Raw genomic sequence first — 16,229 nt, 5'->3', positions numbered from 1 at the left:
TGATAACGGCTTTTTTACCAAGGACCTTGGTTCGAGGAATGTAGGGGAAGAACGTGGGTTGCGTAGGAAACTGGAGTTTTGTTTATCGGATATCGGTTTTCCAACCGCCACCCAGTGCCTTGTACAACGCAATGCTGGCCTGCAGGCGCGCCAGGCGCAGTTGCACGTTCAGGTCCTGGGCAGCGTACAGCGTGCGTTGGGTTTCGAGCACCGTGAGCAAGTCCTCGGCGCCGGCCTGGTAGCGGCTTTCGGCGATCTGGAAGGCAGCCTGGGCCTGCTGCAATTCATCCGTTTGCCAATGACGCTGCTGGTCCAGCCGCGTGATGCTGCTGAGGGTTTTTTCCACATCGGCAAAACCGTTGATGATCGCACCGCGGTAGGCGTACAGCAGCTCATCCTGGCGTGCTCGGGCCTTGTCGCGCTCGGCGCTTAAACGGCCGTTGTTGAAGATCGGCCCCACCAGGCCGGCCGTCAGCGTGTAGTAGGGGCTGCGCAGGATGTCCACGGCCTTGTAGGCGTCGGAGCCCAGTGTGGCGCCGAGGGTCAGGGCTGGCAGCATGGCCGCTCGGGCCACGGTGACATTCGCCTGCGCGGCTGCCAGCTCGGCCTCGGCCTTGGCAATATCGGGTCGGCGGCTGAGCAACTGGCTGGGCATGCCGGCGCCGATGGTTGGCCACGTCATGGCCTGGAAGGGCTCTGCACCCAGGTCCAGGTTTTGCACCGGCTGGCCGAGAAGCGCCGCGAGGGTGATCTGGGCGTCTTCGGCCAGTTGCTGAATCAAGGGCAATTGGCGCCGCTGGCTGGCGACCAGGCTTTTCTGTTGGGCCAGTTCCAGCGCCGTGGCGGAGCCGGCGTCGTAGCGGGTCTGCACCAGGTCGAGCACGTTGCGGGCATTGGCCAGGTTCAGTTCGGCGATCTGCTGGCGCTGGCGCGCGGCTAGGGTTTGCGCGTAGCGGTCGGCCACGTTGCTGAGCAAGGTCAGTTCCACGGTGGCCTGGTCGAATTCGCTGGCCCGCAGCCCTTGCAGCGCGCTGTCGCGGGCGGCAGCACGTCCACCCCAGAAATCCACTTCGTAACTGGCCGCCAGGCTGGCGCCGAAATTGTCCACCGCGTCATCGCTCGGCGAAGCGTCCAGGTCCGGCCCGCCCTGGCCGTGCAGCAATTTCTGATGGCTGGTGGTGAGGTCGAACTTCACCTCGGGCAACAGCGGCGCCCCGGCGATCACCGCGCTGGCCTGGGCCTGGCGCACGCGGGCCATGGCGGCGGCCACGTCGACGCTGTCACGCCGGGCCTGCTCGACCAGCCGGTTCAACTGCGGGCTGCCGAATTGCGTCCACCAGCGCTGGTTGGTGGCCTGGGCCGCGTCGCGCTCGGCGAATTGCCAGGCGGCCGGTGGCGCAATGCCGCTGTCCACCGAGGGCGGATCGCCGGCGCAGGCATTGAGCAGCAGGCACAGGCTGAGCAGGGACAGCTGCGAGGGGATGGATCGTTTATTCACTGGTCAATGCCTTAACCGGATCGAGCCGGGCAGCTTTACGGGCCGGCATAAAGCCGAATACGACGCCGGTGACCAGCGCGCAACCAAATGCGCCCAGCACCGCCACCAGGGAAAATTGCACCGCCACCTTGGCCAGCACCAATACGCCGCCCACCAGCAGCGCCAGGGCAATGCCGCACAGGCCGCCGACCACCGAAAGCATCACCGCCTCGGTCAGGAACTGGCGCAGGATGTCGCGTTGGCGTGCACCGGTGGCCATGCGGATGCCGATTTCACGGGTGCGCTCGCGCACGGTCATCAGCATGATGTTCATCACGCCGATGCCGCCCACCAGCAAGGAAATCGCCGCAATCGAGCCAAGCATCAGCGACAGGGTGTTCTGGGTCCGGGCCTCGGCCTGGATCATTGCGGCGTTGTTGGTCAACTCGTAGTCGTGTGTGCCGTTGTGCAGCTTCTGCATCAGTTGGTCGATGGCCACTTCGGCGTCGTGGACCCTGCCCGCGTCGGCGGCGGCGATCACCACGTATTCGGGGTCGTAGCTGCCAAACAAACGCACGCTGGCGGCGGTGTAGGGGATGGCGATGCGGTCGTCACTGTCCTTGTCGCCGGAGGCGGCGCCTTTTTCCGCCAGCACGCCGATCACCTGGAACGGTACGTTCTCGATCAAGATGTATTGCCCGATCGGATTGACCCGGCCCTTGAACAGCTTTTCGCGGATACGGTGGCCGATCACGGCGACCGTGGCCCCGCTGCGCTCGTCGGCGGTGGTGAAGTAACTGCCCTCGACCACCGGCCAGTTGAAAATGTCCGGAAAATTGGTGTCGTTGCCGCCCACATACGCCATGTAATCGACGTTGCCATAGCGCACACCCGCCTTGCTGCCATTGACCGGCATGATGCGCTTGACCTGCGGCAGCGCGGCCAGTGCCTGGACGTCATTGAGGGTGACCACGCCCAGTGGCGCGCGTGGGTTGGGCGACGCGCCGCTCAGATAGAGAATGTTGGAACCGAACGCGCCCATCTGCGCCATGACCTGGCGCTTGCTGCCTTCGCCGACGGCGAGCATCACCACCACGGATGCCACGCCGATGATGATCCCCAGCAAGGTCAGTGCGGTGCGGAAACGGTTTATCCACATCACGCGCCAGGCGGCTTGCACAGCGTCCAGCACTTCGGCTCTCCACGCGCCGTTATGCTCGGCGCCGTCGATCAGGCGTTGACGCAGGTCCACGGCTTGCAGGGCGCCGTTGGCGGCGGGCGGGGCGGTAGCATTGTCGTCGGCCGAGTCGCTGATGATCAGGCCATCCCGGATCTCGATGATGCGGTTGGCCCGTGCTGCGACTTCGCGGTCGTGGGTGATCAGGATCACCACGTGGCCCTGGCTGGCCAGCTCGTCCAGCAGGGTCATCACCTCGGCGCCGCTATGGCTGTCGAGGGCGCCAGTGGGTTCGTCGGCGAGAATGATGTGGCCGCCGTTCATCAGCGCGCGGGCGATGGACACCCGCTGCTGCTGGCCGCCGGACAGTTGATGGGGACGGTTGCCGGTACGCTCGGCCAGGCCCAGGCGGGTCAGCAGCGCGTTGGCTCGGGCGTGGCGCTCGGCGGCGCTGATACCGGCGTAGATCGCCGGCATCTCGACGTTCTCCTGGGCCGAACCCGAGGGGATCAGGTGATAGCCCTGAAACACAAAACCAAAGGCTTCGCGGCGCAGCCAGGCCAGTTCGTCACTGTCCAGGTGAGCGACGTTTTCCCCGGCGAACAGGTAGTCCCCCACCGTGGGGCGATCGAGGCAGCCGAGGATGTTCATCAGCGTGGACTTGCCGGAGCCGGAAGCGCCGACGATGGCGACGAATTCCCCGGCATGGATCGACAGGTCGATGCCGCGCAACACGTCCACCTGCGGGCTGTCGCCACCGCCGTAGGACTTGCGGATGTTCTTGAGTTCGATCAGGGGCGTGGTCACCTCAACCCCCACTGCCAGCAGCCGGGCCGATCAACAGGTGGTCGCCTTCGCTCAGGCCGCCGAGCACCTGGACCCGCAGACGATCACTGATGCCCAGTTGCACCTCGCGTTCCTCGATGCGGCCGTTCTCCATCACCACGCGGGCGATCTGCTTATCGGCGTTGCTGGTGCCCAGCAGGGCGGCAACCGGCGCGGTGAGGGCGTCCTTGACCTGTCCTGCGACAAAAAACACCTGGGTGGTCATTTCGGCCATCAATGCGTTGTCGCCGTTGTCCACATCCAGCAGTACGGTGTACAGCACCACGCGGCCGGTGCCGCTTTTGCTGGAGCTGTTGGGACTGCCGCTGCCCTGGGTTTCATTGAGCGGTTTGGGCGGGATCGGCAGGATCTGCCGCACGGTGCTGGCCCAGCGGCGGTTGCCGCCGCTCAGTGTGGTGAAGTAGGCCGTCATGCCGGGTTTGACGTGGCCGATGTCGGCCTCCGAGACTTCGGCCCACACGGTCATCGGCGACAACTTGGCGATGCGCAGGATCAATGGCGTCTGCTGCTGGGCATTGAGGGTCTGGCCGACCCGTGCGTCGACGGCGACCACGGTGCCGGTCATCGGCGCGTAGATGCGTGTATAGCCCAGCTCCGCTTCGTCACTGCGCAGGCTGGCCTGGGCCTGGAGGATCTGCGCCTGGAACATATCGACACGGGCCTGGGTGGCGCTCAGTTCGGCCTTGGCGGTTTGCACATCTTCCTCGCGGGTGGCGTTGCCCGCGACCAGGCGCTGCTGGCGCTGGTACTTCTGGCGCGCCAGTTCGTGCAGGGCCTTCTGTTCCTGCAGCTGCGCCTTGAGGTTTTCGATGGCGTAGCGGCTGGCATCGAGCTTGGCTTTTTGCGTCGAGGGATCGATCTCTACCAGCAATTGGCCTTCCTGCACCTGATCGCCGGCTTCAACGTGGATCTTGCGGATTTGCCCGGACGCCTGGGCGCCCACGTCCACGTAACGACGCGGCTGCAAGGTGCCCAGGGCCGTCACGCTGTTTTCGATATTGCCGCGGGTCACGGTGACGGTGGTCAGGGTGTCACGGCCGGGCGGCAGGACCTGCCAGGCGGCGACGGCGATGACGGGAATCAGGCACGCCACAACTAGCAGGGCGCGTCGGGCAGGTCGAGGGCGTTTCATGCTTAGGTTCCAGCCAGGAAAGTTCGGAGCGCAGTTGCGCAGAGCTGACAGTTAAACGAGAGAAACACGTGGGGATTTAGGCTGTTACACACCGTGAAACACGTCTGCCGGGTAAAAAAAACGACCGATGGCGCAAGACTTGTTTAAAAGTAGATGAGAATTACTATAAATTGCACGCACCCAAACTGCCATTACGCAGTGGGTTGTCATTTTTCAGGTACTCAAGGAACGGATATCGCCCTTCTGCGGCGGTCGGGAGTCATGTTGGAAAACTACTATCGCGAGCTGGTGTGTTTCCTCAACGCCAAGCTGGGCAACCGTCAGGTGGCCGAAGATGTGGTGCATGACGCTTACGTTCGGGTACTGGAACGATCTAGCGCCGTCCCCATCGACCAGCCCCGCGCGTTTTTGTACCGCACCGCGCTGAACCTGGTGATCGACGGCCATCGGCGCAATGTGCTGCGCCAGTACGAACCGCTGGAAATACTCGACAGCGAAGAACGCTTTTCCCCCGGTTCCCCCCACGCCAGCCACGACCAGGACCAGCGCCTGGAGCTGCTTGAGCGTGCCCTGGCCGAGTTGCCGAAAGCCTGTCGCGACAGCTTCCTGCTGCGCAAGCTCGACGGCATGACCCACCTGCAGATTGCCGAGCGCCTCGGTATTTCCCGCGCCCTTGTGGAAAAACATATCGTCAACGCCATGAAGCACTGCCGGGTGCGGATGCGCGAGTGGGAAGCACACTGATCGCTGATCAGTTAAATTTTATTTCACTGTCCTCGTTTCCTATCAACACATGACCTGTTGTACAGGTCTTGAAGGTATTCCTGCCCCATCGCCAAGGGGCTTATCCAGAGGACACTGGAATGACACAGGCAATTGCTTCGCCCGCGGTTCACGACCTTATCGGTATCGGTTTTGGCCCATCGAACCTGGCGCTGGCCATCGCCCTGCAGGAACGAGAGAAAACCCAGGGCAAACTGGACGCGCTGTTTCTCGACAAGCAGGCCGACTACCGCTGGCACGGCAATACCCTGGTAACCCAGAGCGAACTGCAGATTTCGTTCCTCAAGGACCTGGTGACCCTGCGCAACCCCACCAGCCCTTACTCCTTCGTCAATTACCTGAAGGCCCACGACCGCCTGGTCGACTTCATCAACCTGGGCACCTTTTACCCGTGCCGCATGGAGTACAACGACTACCTGCGCTGGGTCGCGGCGCAGTTCCAGAGCCAGGGCCGTTATGGCGAGGAAGTGCTCGCGATCGAACCGATCCTGCATCAGCAGCAGGTTGAAGCACTGCGCGTGATTTCCCGCGACGCCCACGGCGAGCAGCATGTGCGCACCACGCGCTCGGTCGTGGTCAGCGCCGGTGGTACGCCACGGGTGCCGGAGGCGTTCAAGGGGCTCAGGGACGACCATCGCGTATTCCATCACTCCCAGTACCTGGCGCGCATGGCTCAACAGCCCTGTGTGGACAGCAAGGCGATGCGCATCGCGATCATCGGCGGTGGCCAGAGCGCGGCCGAAGCCTTCATCGACCTCAATGACAGCTACCCGTCGGTGCAGGTCGACATGATCCTGCGCGGTTCGGCGCTCAAGCCCGCCGATGACAGCCCGTTCGTCAACGAGGTGTTCTCGCCGGCCTTTACCGACCTGGTGTTCCAACAAGTGGGGGCCGAGCGCGAGCGTCTTGTCGCCGAGTACCAGAACACCAATTACTCGGTGGTGGACCTGGACCTGATCGAGCGTATCTACGGAATTCTCTACCGCCAGAAAGTCTCCGGCATCGCGCGTCACGCCTTCCGCACCATGACCGTGGTGGAAAAAGCGCTGGCCGGTCCGATGGGTATCGAATTGACCCTGCGCAACTCTGCCACCGGTGACATCACCGTCAATCATTACGACGCCGTGGTGCTGGCAACCGGCTACGAGCGCCAGATGCACCGCGAACTGCTGGCACCTCTGGAAGCGTATATGGGCGATTTCGAAGTGGCCCGCGACTACCGCATCGTCACCGACGAGCGCTGCAAGGCTGGTATCTATATCCAGGGCTTCAGCCAGGCCAGCCATGGTTTGAGCGACACCTTGCTGTCGATTCTGCCGATTCGTGCCGATGAAATTGCCGCATCGTTGTACGAAAACGACCGCAGCCGAGGCAAGGGGCGTTCGGTGAAGGACCTGCTGCTGGCCGCTGCCAGCTGACAGGCTGCACTTGTGACCCGGAGGGTCGCCTGATACTGTACAAAAAACCAGTATCGGTAGCCCTCCATGCAGTTGATCGAAAAACTCAGCATCCTCGCCGACGCCGCCAAGTACGACGCTTCGTGCGCCAGCAGTGGCGCGCCCAAGCGCAGTTCGGAGGGCAAGGCGGGGCTGGGCTCCACTGATGGCATGGGCATCTGCCACAGCTATACGCCCGACGGCCGCTGCGTGTCGCTGCTCAAGGTGCTGCTCACCAACTTCTGTCTCTACGACTGCCAATACTGCGTCAATCGCCGCTCCAGCGACGTGCCCCGCGCGCGTTTCAGCCCGGAGGAGGTGGTCACCCTGACCCTGGACTTCTACAAGCGCAATTGCGTCAGCGGGCTGTTCCTCAGCTCCGGCATCATCCGTTCGTCCGACTACACCATGGAGCAACTGGTGCGGGTGGCGAAACTGCTGCGTGAAGAGCATGACTTTCGTGGCTATATCCACCTCAAGACTATCCCCGACGCCGACCCGGCGCTTATCGCCGAGGCCGGGCGCTATGCCGACCGGCTGAGCGTGAACATCGAACTGCCCACCGAGGCCAGCCTGAACACCCTGGCGCCGGAAAAACAGATCGTCACGATCAAGCAGGCCATGCAGACCATCTACACCGGCGAGCAGACGGTGCTCAACGAACCCCGCGCCCCGCGTTTCGCCCCGGCCGGGCAGAGCACGCAGATGATCGTCGGCGCCGACGACACCGATGACAGCACCATCCTTCACGGCGCCGAGGCGCTGTATGGCAACTTCAAGCTGCGCCGTGTGTATTACTCGGCGTTCAGCCCCATCCCCAACAGCCCGAAAAGCGTGCCCCTCGCCGCGCCGCCCTTGATGCGCGAGCACCGTTTGTACCAGGCGGATTTCCTGCTGCGCAGCTACGGCTTCAGTGCCAATGAATTATTTGAAGGCCCCGGCCATCTGGCGCTGGATATCGACCCCAAGCTGGCCTGGGCCCTGGAGCATCGCGAGGTGTTTCCCCTCGACCTCAATCGCGCCGAACCGACCCTGATCGCACGCATCCCCGGCATCGGCCTGCGCACCACGCAACGCCTGGTGGACCTGCGCCGTGAACGCAAGATCCGCTTCGAAGACCTGGCGCGCATGCGCTGTGTGCTGGCCAAGGCCAAGCCGTTTTTCATCACCAGCGACTACCACCCGCAGCAAGCCGACAGCACCAGCGTGCTGCTGCGCGAACAACTGCGTGACCGCCCGCAACCGCAGCAGATGGGGTTGTGGGGATGATCAGCCTGGAATGCGACAACCTGTTCAGCACCTGGCGCGAGCAAGCCCGCTGGCTGCTCAGCCATCAGGTCGACCCCAGCCAGGTGAGCTGGGGCGAGGCCGAAGTGGCGGACCTGTTCGCCACTGACGAGGCGATCCCTGAAGGTCTCGGCCCTTACCAGGCGCGCATTCCCAAGGCGCTGATCGAGCTGCTGGAGTCGGCGGCCTGCTATCACGGAGACCAGCGCTGGAGCCTGCTGTATGAAGTGCTATGGCGCGTCAGCCATGGCGACCGCACGGCGATGCTGGCGGGGGACAAGCTGGGCAGCGAATTGCAGCGGCGTATCAAGCAGGTCAGCCGTGAAGCCCACCACCTGCATGCGTTTGTGCGGTTCATTGCGTTGCCTGCAGAGGCGGGCCCCGAGTTGCCGGAATATGTGGCCTGGCATGAGCCGGCCCACGACATTTTGAAATCGGCCAGCCAGCACTTTGTCGGGCGTATGGGGCGACATCGGTGGATGATCGCCACCCCGCTGGATGGGGTGTATTACGACGGTGAACAGCTGATTCATCAGCGCGAGTGCCCCGAGGCATGGCAGCAGTTGGCGCAGAATGTCGAAGACCCGCACAGCGCTATGTGGCTGACCTACTACAGCCACATTTTCAATCCGGCGCGGTTGAACCCCAAGGTGATGGAAGGGCACTTGCCGAGTCGGTTCTGGAAGAACTTGCCCGAGGGCAAGTTGATACCGGGGTTGATCAGCGAGGCGCGTACGGGCAAACAGAAGGATGGGCAGGCGAAGTTGGTTGGCACTAAGCCGGGAAAACGGATTTCGAGCAGGCACGGTTGAAAGTGGGGAATGGGTATCTACACAATTTCCAGTGGATGTTGAGTCTATGGCAAATGGGCTGTTGTGGTGAGCGGCACACGCCCGCTCACCACAGAGTTATGTATCAGCCTTCAAGAGTTGTGTAGATACCCATGGCCATCGGGGGGAAGCCCCCCTCCCACATGGGACCTCGGGTATTTGGGGGAGTGGGGTCAGGTCAGTTCGGTCGCGGTGTTTTTAACCACCGCCAACTCCGGGTGCGCCACCAACTTATCGATGTGCAACTCATCATTGTTCAACCAGGTCTCCGTCAGCACCCGGTAATGCTCCATGTCCCGGCAACGCATGCGCAGGCTGTAGTCAAACGGCCCGCTGATCAATTGGCATTCGAACACCTGGGGACAGGCCTTGACGCAGGCTTCGAAGGCCTTTTGCGCCGAGCGCCCGCTTTGGTTGGACAAGGCCACCAGCACCAGCAACGACAGCCCTGGCGAAACCATCTGCACATCGATGATCGCCCCATACCCACGGATCACCCCGCGGCGCTCCAGCTTGCGCACTCGCTCCAGGCAGGGTCTGGGGGTGAGGTGCACCAGTGACGAGAGCTTTTCGTAGGTGATGCGCCCCTGATGGCGCAGCACTTCGATGATTGCTTCATCGATGCGGTCCAGCGCGGGGGAGGTATGGGGTCCGTTGGCCTTGGTATCCATGGGTTTCACTTCAAACGATTGGAAAGAAATTGCTGCAAGCGCTCGCTCTTGGGGTGATCGAGGATCTCGGCGCCGCCGTGTTCCTCGACCCGGCCCTGGTGCAGGAACAGCACTTGGCTGGACACCTGGCGGGCAAAGCCCATCTCGTGGGTGACCATCAGCATGGTACGACCTTCCTCGGCCAACGTCTGTATGACTTTGAGGACTTCTCCTACAAGCTCAGGGTCGAGTGCGGACGTTGGCTCATCGAACAGAATGATTTCCGGCTCCATCGCCAACGCCCGCGCAATCGCCACGCGCTGTTGCTGGCCACCGGACAGGAACGCCGGGTATTGATCCGCGACGCGGCCGGGCAGACCGACCTTGTCCAGGTACATCCGTGCGCGCTTTTCTGCTTCAGCCGCACTGACGCCCAACACCCGGCGGGGCGCCATGGTGATGTTTTCCAGCACGGTCATGTGGCTCCACAGGTTGAAGTGCTGGAACACCATGGCCAGGCGCGTGCGCAGGTTTTGCAATTGCGCTTGATGCGGCGCACGGGTGCCGGCGCGGCCTTGCTGCATTTCGATGCTGATGCCGTCCAGGGTAATCACCCCTGCGTCGGGCTGTTCCAGAAAGTTGATGCAACGCAGCATCGTACTTTTGCCGGAACCACTGGCGCCAATCAGGCTGATTACATCGCCTTGGCGGGCGTTGAGCGAAACCCCTTTGAGCACTTCGTGCTCGCCGTAGCGTTTATGAATGCCTTCAACTTGCAGCTTGATCGCAGCGGTTGCGGTGTTGGCAGTGGGTTCGTCAACAGGATAAGTGGCCAGGGCCTGCGCGGACTGATTCATGGGTTAGCCTCGGGTAGGAACAAGAAAACGCATCCAGCGACGTTCGGCCAGTCGAAACAGGCCCACCAGTGCAAAGGACAGCAACATGTACAGCAGGGCGGCGATGCCGAAGGCCTGGAACGTCAGGAACGTCTCGGCATTGGCGTCGCGGGCCACTTTGAGGATATCGGCGACGGTGGCGGTGAAAGCCAGCGACGTGGCGTGCAGCATCAGGATCATTTCATTGCTGTAGGCCGGCAACGCACGGCGCAACGCGGCAGGCACCACCACAAACAGGTTCAAGCGCCAGCCGTGCAGGCCATAGGCGCGGGCGGCTTCGATCTCGCCGTGGGGGATATTGCGGATGGCTCCGGCGAAAATTTCCACGGTGTAGGCGCAGGTGTTCAGCACGAAGGCCAGCAAGGTGCAGTTCAGCGCGTTGCGGAAAAACTGATTGAGCAGTGCGTTGTCCTGTACCACGTCCAGGCTGTACAGCCCGGTGTAGCAAATCAGCAGTTGGATATACAGCGGCGTGCCGCGAAACAGGTAGGTGTAGACCTCCACCGGCCAGCGCAGCCAGAAGTGCTCCGAGACCCGAGCCAAAGCCAGGGGAATCGACAGAACGAAACCCACCACCACCGAAATGATGAACAGCCAAAGCGTCATGGCCACGCCGGACAAGCCCGCGCCATCACTGAACAAGTAGGCCAGGCCGTATTGCTGGAACAGTTCGATCATCGCGCCATCCCCTTGATGCCGAGGTTGTAGCGCCGTTCGAGGCGCTTGAAGATGCGGTTGGAGAGGGTGGTGATCACCAGGTAGACCAGGCCGGCGAGGATCAGGAAGTACAGCGGCTCGTTGGTGGTCTTGCCAGCGTTTTGCGCGGCCTTGACCAGGTCCGACAGGCCGATGATCGACACCAGCGCCGTGGACTTGAGCAGCACCAGCCAGTTATTGCCCAGGCCCGGCAGGGCGAAGCGCATCAACTGCGGGAAGAGCACCAGGTGAAACCGCTGCCAGCGGCTCAGGCCATAGGCAGTAGCGGCTTCCAGTTGGCCGACCGGCACACTGAGGATCGCGCCACGGAAGTTTTCGGTGAAATACGCGCCGTAGATAAACCCAAGGGTAATCACCCCGGCGGTAAACGGGTCGATTTCAAAATAGGCCCAGCCAAAGCTTTCGGTCAGGTCGTTGAGCCACAGTTGCAGGCTGTAGAAAATCAGCAGGATCAGCACCAGGTCCGGCACGCTGCGGATCAGCGTGGTGTACAGCGTGGCCGGCACCCGCAGCCAGTTGGCGCGGGACAGCTTGGCACCGGCGGCGAGCAGACCGAGGGTGAGGCTCAGGGCCAGCGCGAGGAACGCCAGTTTGAGCGTCATCCAGGCACCCTGGGCCAGCATGGGGCCGTAGCCTTGCAGGTTGAGGAGGTCGTTCATGGGGAGAAATCTCTAAAGGCGCAGATATTCCCCTGCGGGCCCGGCTTGTGGGGGAGGGGGCAAGCCCCCTCCCACATGAGTCCTCTACCACAGGGGGCTCGGCGTTGGCTCACTCGTGGTAGATGTCTTGATCGCCGAAGTATTTTTTCTGGATTTGCGCGTAGGTGCCATCGGCCTGGACGGCGGCGATGCCCTTGTTGATCAGCGCGCGCAATTCCTGGTCGTTCTTGCGCAGGCCCATGGCAATGTCCAGCGGCAAGGTCGGGTCCTTGAAGGCCGGGCCGGTCTTGAAGTCGGCGCCTTCGGGCTTGGACAGGAAGTTGAGCTGGGCTTCGAGTTTGTCGGTCAGGGTGGCGTCGAGGCGACCGTTTTGCAGGTCGGCGTAGTTCTGTTCCTGGGACTGGTACGCCTTGACCTGTGCCCCGAGCTTGGCCAGGTGCGCACGGGCATAGGCTTCCTGCAACGAGCCTTGCAACACGCCGACCTGCTTGCCTTTCAACGATTCGGGCGTGTCGCCGAAGTCGGCGCTTTTACGGGTGATCACCGACGTGGGGCTGAGGAACAGGCGGTCGCTGAAATCGATGACTTTCTCACGGGCCGGGGTCACGGCCATGGACGACATGATGGCGTCGAACTTGCGTGCGCGCAGGGCCGGGATCATGCCGTCGAATTCGTTGTGCACCCACGTGCATTTCACGTCGAGCTTGGCGCAGATGGCGTTGCCCAATTCGATATCAAAACCTTGCAGGCTGCCGTCAGCGGCCACGGATTCGAAGGGCGGGTATTCGGGGAACACGCCGAAGCGGATTTCTTTCCAATCCTGGGCGTGGGCGGCGGTGGCGCACAGTGGCAACAGCAACGCAGCGAACAGTGATCGCAATGGAGTCATGGTGTAGTCCCTATATTTTGTAATTGATGTCAGGGCAGTAAAAAAGAGGCGCAGCTGCATTCATTCGGTGACTCTCTGGTCGGGCTCAGAATGCTTCATGGTGGTGCGTTTTTTGTGTCGTTTACCTGGTGCGCAAAGCGCAAATTGCGCTGTAAAAAAGCGCAATGCAGCGGAATCGGCTGTCGGACCCGCTGAATCGGCTTTTCAACGCTGTAAATAGGGCCTGCCCTAGGCGCAAAGCGGCAGGCCAGAGCGGTCTCAGGCGCGCTTTTTGTGCTGTGCGCGTGGCTGTTGGGCCAGGCGCGCAAACAGGTCTTTCGGGTCGGCGAGGTCCGGCACCAATTCCAACTCGCTGCCTACATCCAGCGCCTTGGCCACGTCCAGCACATAGCGCAGGGCCGAGTAGTCTTCGATGGCAAAGCCCACCGAGTCGAACAGCGTGATCTGGCGCGCGTTCTCGCGGCCCGGTTGCTGGCCGTTGATCACCTGCCAGAGTTCGGTCACCGGCGAATCTTCCGGCATGTGCTGGATCTCACCTTCGATACGGCTTTGCGGCTCGTACTCGACGATCACCCGGGCGCGCTCGACGATACGGCGGTCCAGTTCGGTCTTGCCTGGGCAGTCGCCGCCCACGGCATTGAGGTGCATGCCCGGCTCGATCATCTCGTCCGTGAGGATCGTCGCGTAGGCCTTGTCGGCGGTCACGGTGGTGACGATGTCCGCACCTTTGACCGCTTCGGCCACGCTACCGGCCAGAATCACCTTGATCGCCGGGAAGGCCTTGAGGTTGGCTGCCAGCTTGGCAGTGGCCTTGGCGTCGATATCGAACAGACGGATTTCGTTGATGCCGAGCATGGCGTGAAAGGCCAGGGCCTGGAATTCACTTTGCGAGCCGTTGCCGATCAGCGCCATGCTGCGGCTGTTGTCGCGCGCCAGGTAGCGTGCGACCAGCGCCGAGGTGGCGGCAGTGCGGATGGCGGTGGTCAGGGTCATTTCTGCCAGCAGCACCGGCTTGCCGGTGTCCACATCGCCCAACGCTCCGAACGCCATGACGGTGAGCATCCCCGCCAGGGTGTTCTTCGGGTGGCCGTTGACGTATTTGAAGGCGTACAGCGACGCGTCGGACACCGGCATCAGCTCGATCACACCGTCCGGCGAGTGGTTGGCCAGGCGTGCGCATTTTTCGAAATCCTGCCAGCGCAGGTAGTCGGCGCGGATGTATTCGGCCATCTCGGTGATGCAGGTTTGCAGGCCTTTTTGCGAGACCAGGTAGCTGAGGTCGTTGACGTCGATATAGCGGGTCATGGCAAGACTCCTTATTGAAATGAGGGGCGGGCAGGCAGGTGCACTTCCGCCAGCATGCAGCGGGCGCTGCCGCCGCCGATGCGTTCGATGTTGTCGATGTTCACCACCACCGGTCGGGTATGGCGTTCCACATGCTGGCGCTGGGCCGGTTGCAACGCGCCCCAGGCACTGGCGGACATCACCAGCAGCGGCTGGCCATCGCGGTCGTGGACTTCGAGCATGTTGCCGGCGAAGGCTTCCAGCTGGTCAAAATCAAGGGCAAGGATGTCCTTGCCGGTGTCGTGCAGGGAGCGCTCCAGGGTCAGGCGTTCGCCTTCGTCGGGCAGGGCTTGCAGGCACACCACCGAGAGGTCGCGGCCTACGCTCATCATCACGTTGCTGTGGTAGATCGGCGCGTGGTGGCGGTCCACCGCATGGAATACGCAGAGCTGGTAGTCGAGGCGCGCGGCGAATTCGCGCAGCGCATCGTGGTGGGTACGCCCGGAATGGCAGGCGTAACTGATGCGGTGCTGGCGGTCGAGCACCATGCTGCCGGTGCCTTCAAGGAAGATGTTGTGTTGTTCGAGGGGGCTGAGGTCGATGGTGTTCTTGACCGCAAAACGTTGTTCCAGTACTTGCAGCACGCCCTTGTTGCGCTCCAATCGACGGTTCTGGCCTTCCATCGGGTACAGCACCAGACTGCCGTCGGCATGGCTGCTCCACCAGTTGTTGGGAAAGATCGAATCGGGGGTATGGGGCGCCGGGGTGTCCTGCACCACCAGTACTTCCACGCCGTGCTGGCGCAGGGTATCGACATAGCCGTCGAACTCTTCCAGCGCTTTCTGCTGTGCACTGAGTGGGTCCAGGGGCTGGCGTTGGAAGCGGTTGTTGATCGCGGTGTCCGGGTTGAAGGCAAAGCGCGCCGGGCGAATCATCAGGACGGTGTTGGTGGTTTGCATGGGTGCACGAATCCATGGGGTTGGGCAGTGGGGCTATTTTGTGCGCTGTGGCAGAGGAATCCCGGCTGAAACCAAGGAGCGCCTCAGCCGGGAAAGCTGAAAAGTGGGGTATGGCAGCCGAACCGGCTGTAGGGGTGAAATGCGCTTGAAGTGTGGGAGGGGGCTTGCCCCCGATGGCGGTGGCTCAGCCAGAAAATCCATATCTGAAGGATTGCTTTCGGGGGCAAGTCGAATCGTCGCACCGCCCCTCCCACATTGGTATTGTGGTGTCTGTTCCAGCGTCGTCAGCCAGGAGGAATCATGTCCACCGTCGTTCGTCTCGCCCAAGCCACCGATGCCGAAGGCATCAGCCAAGTCATCCTGGCGGCCCTGCGCAGCAGCAATGCGCAGGATTACCCCGCGGATGTGATTGCCCGTGTGGCGAGCAACTTCACGCCGGACGCAGTGCTGGCGTTGCTCAAGCGCCGTATCGTGCTGGTGGCGATCCAGGATCAGAGCGTGGTCGCCACGGCGGCGCTTGACGCCAATGTGGTGCGGTCAGTGTTCGTCAACCCGAGCTTGCAGGGGCAGGGCATCGGCCGGTTGCTGATGATGGAAATCGAGCTGCGCGCCCGTGAAACCGGGGTGACGGTGTTGAGTGTGCCGTCTTCGCTGACCGCCGAGCCGTTCTACACCAAGCTGGGGTTTCACACAGTGCGCGACGTTTACCATGGCAACGAGCGCACGCTGGTGATGGAAAAGACGCTGTCATCACGCTATCCCATCGGGCCGTATCGCGACCGCGCGCACCGTGCGCAAGTGATTGAGTTATGGCAGGAGGCGTTTGGCTATGACACCGCGCATAATCTGCCGAGCCTGGCGATCGATAAAAAGCTGGCCGTCAATGACGGGTTGTTCTTTGTGGCGACGGATAAAAAAGCGGTGATCGGGACCATCCTTGCCGGTTACGACGGCCATCGCGGCTGGCTGTATTCGGTTGCGGTGCACGCGGACTATCGGCGTCATGGCCTGGGCGCGTCGCTGGTGCGGCATGCGGAGCAGGCGTTGACGGTGCTGGGCTGCATGAAGATCAACCTGCAGATCACCAGTGGCAACGAGGCGGTGGCGGGGTTTTACGAGGCACTGGGGTATGGGGTGGAGCCGAGGATCAGCATGGGGAAGAAGATTGCTGGGAATATCCCTCAATCTTGAAAATACTGGAGATCAA

General features: G+C 62.3%; 15 protein-coding genes. 5 read left to right on the top strand and 10 right to left on the bottom strand.

Going from position 1 to position 16,229, the window contains the following annotated elements; genetic code table 11:
- Window positions 1-82: 82 nt before the first annotated feature.
- The 3 genes from AB3G88_RS16870 to AB3G88_RS16860 are packed head-to-tail and all read right to left on the bottom strand — an operon-like array spanning window position 83 to window position 4,632.
- Window positions 83-1,498: an efflux transporter outer membrane subunit gene (locus AB3G88_RS16870; protein ID WP_191959689.1), complete on the bottom strand. Its 1,416-nt coding sequence runs from the start codon at window positions 1,496-1,498 to the stop codon at window positions 83-85.
- Window positions 1,491-3,461 carry a MacB family efflux pump subunit gene (locus AB3G88_RS16865; protein WP_480450804.1) on the bottom strand — a complete coding sequence of 657 codons (1,971 nt, stop codon included), beginning with the start codon at window positions 3,459-3,461 and terminating at the stop codon, window positions 1,491-1,493. The genes AB3G88_RS16870 and AB3G88_RS16865 overlap by 8 nt, the downstream gene beginning before the upstream one ends.
- 1 nt (window position 3,462) lies before the next feature.
- Window positions 3,463-4,632, bottom strand: a complete 1,170-nt coding sequence (locus tag AB3G88_RS16860) for an efflux RND transporter periplasmic adaptor subunit (protein ID WP_099586595.1) — start codon at window positions 4,630-4,632, stop codon at window positions 3,463-3,465.
- 261 nt (window positions 4,633-4,893) lie between these two features.
- Between AB3G88_RS16860 and AB3G88_RS16855 the strand changes: the two genes are divergently transcribed.
- The 4 genes from AB3G88_RS16855 to AB3G88_RS16840 all read left to right on the top strand — a co-directional run bounded on the left by AB3G88_RS16855 (window position 4,894) and on the right by AB3G88_RS16840 (window position 8,950).
- Entirely contained in the window at window positions 4,894-5,376 is a 483-nt protein-coding gene (locus AB3G88_RS16855; RefSeq protein WP_099586596.1) for a sigma-70 family RNA polymerase sigma factor, read from the top strand.
- A 119-nt stretch (window positions 5,377-5,495) separates the two neighbouring features.
- The gene (locus AB3G88_RS16850) at window positions 5,496-6,833 is read left to right on the top strand and encodes a lysine N(6)-hydroxylase/L-ornithine N(5)-oxygenase family protein (RefSeq protein WP_480450801.1); all 1,338 of its coding nucleotides are present in this window, start codon (window positions 5,496-5,498) and stop codon (window positions 6,831-6,833) included.
- A 66-nt stretch (window positions 6,834-6,899) separates the two neighbouring features.
- Window positions 6,900-8,120: a putative DNA modification/repair radical SAM protein gene (locus AB3G88_RS16845; RefSeq protein WP_099586598.1), complete on the top strand. Its 1,221-nt coding sequence runs from the start codon at window positions 6,900-6,902 to the stop codon at window positions 8,118-8,120.
- Window positions 8,117-8,950, top strand: a complete 834-nt coding sequence (locus tag AB3G88_RS16840; protein WP_112196038.1) for a TIGR03915 family putative DNA repair protein — start codon at window positions 8,117-8,119, stop codon at window positions 8,948-8,950. The genes AB3G88_RS16845 and AB3G88_RS16840 overlap by 4 nt, the downstream gene beginning before the upstream one ends.
- A gap of 191 nt (window positions 8,951-9,141) precedes the next feature.
- Here AB3G88_RS16840 and AB3G88_RS16835 read toward each other — a convergent pair whose 3' ends face one another.
- From AB3G88_RS16835 to ctlX, 7 genes are all read right to left on the bottom strand, one after another.
- Window positions 9,142-9,639, bottom strand: coding sequence for an Lrp/AsnC family transcriptional regulator (locus AB3G88_RS16835; protein ID WP_099586600.1), 498 nt, complete (start codon window positions 9,637-9,639; stop codon window positions 9,142-9,144).
- 5 nt (window positions 9,640-9,644) lie between these two features.
- The gene (locus tag AB3G88_RS16830) at window positions 9,645-10,475 is read right to left on the bottom strand and encodes an ABC transporter ATP-binding protein (protein WP_244653863.1); all 831 of its coding nucleotides are present in this window, start codon (window positions 10,473-10,475) and stop codon (window positions 9,645-9,647) included.
- A gap of 3 nt (window positions 10,476-10,478) precedes the next feature.
- Entirely contained in the window at window positions 10,479-11,192 is a 714-nt protein-coding gene (locus AB3G88_RS16825) for an ABC transporter permease (RefSeq protein WP_099586601.1), read from the bottom strand.
- Window positions 11,189-11,890 carry an ABC transporter permease gene (locus AB3G88_RS16820; RefSeq protein WP_112196037.1) on the bottom strand — a complete coding sequence of 234 codons (702 nt, stop codon included), beginning with the start codon at window positions 11,888-11,890 and terminating at the stop codon, window positions 11,189-11,191. Before AB3G88_RS16820 ends, AB3G88_RS16825 begins: the two co-directional genes overlap by 4 nt.
- A 109-nt stretch (window positions 11,891-11,999) precedes the next feature.
- A complete protein-coding gene (locus AB3G88_RS16815) occupies window positions 12,000-12,779 on the bottom strand; it encodes an ABC transporter substrate-binding protein (protein WP_099586603.1) in 780 nt (259 codons plus the stop codon).
- A 258-nt stretch (window positions 12,780-13,037) separates the two neighbouring features.
- Complete coding sequence (locus tag AB3G88_RS16810; protein WP_099586604.1) at window positions 13,038-14,084, bottom strand: ornithine cyclodeaminase; 1,047 nt, start codon at window positions 14,082-14,084, stop codon at window positions 13,038-13,040.
- Window positions 14,085-14,095: 11 nt separating this feature from the next.
- On the bottom strand, window positions 14,096-15,022 hold the full coding sequence (ctlX, locus tag AB3G88_RS16805) for a citrulline utilization hydrolase CtlX (protein ID WP_480450797.1): 927 nt from the start codon (window positions 15,020-15,022) through the stop codon (window positions 14,096-14,098).
- Between the two features lie 300 nt (window positions 15,023-15,322).
- Between ctlX and AB3G88_RS16800 the strand changes: the two genes are divergently transcribed.
- Window positions 15,323-16,213, top strand: a complete 891-nt coding sequence (locus AB3G88_RS16800; protein ID WP_480450795.1) for a GNAT family acetyltransferase — start codon at window positions 15,323-15,325, stop codon at window positions 16,211-16,213.
- Window positions 16,214-16,229: the final 16 nt, after the last annotated feature.

This window comes from Pseudomonas arvensis, assembly GCF_056688935.1.
The sequence above is the reverse complement of the archived record's forward strand: the minus strand, read 5'-3'. Positions and strand labels throughout refer to the sequence as shown.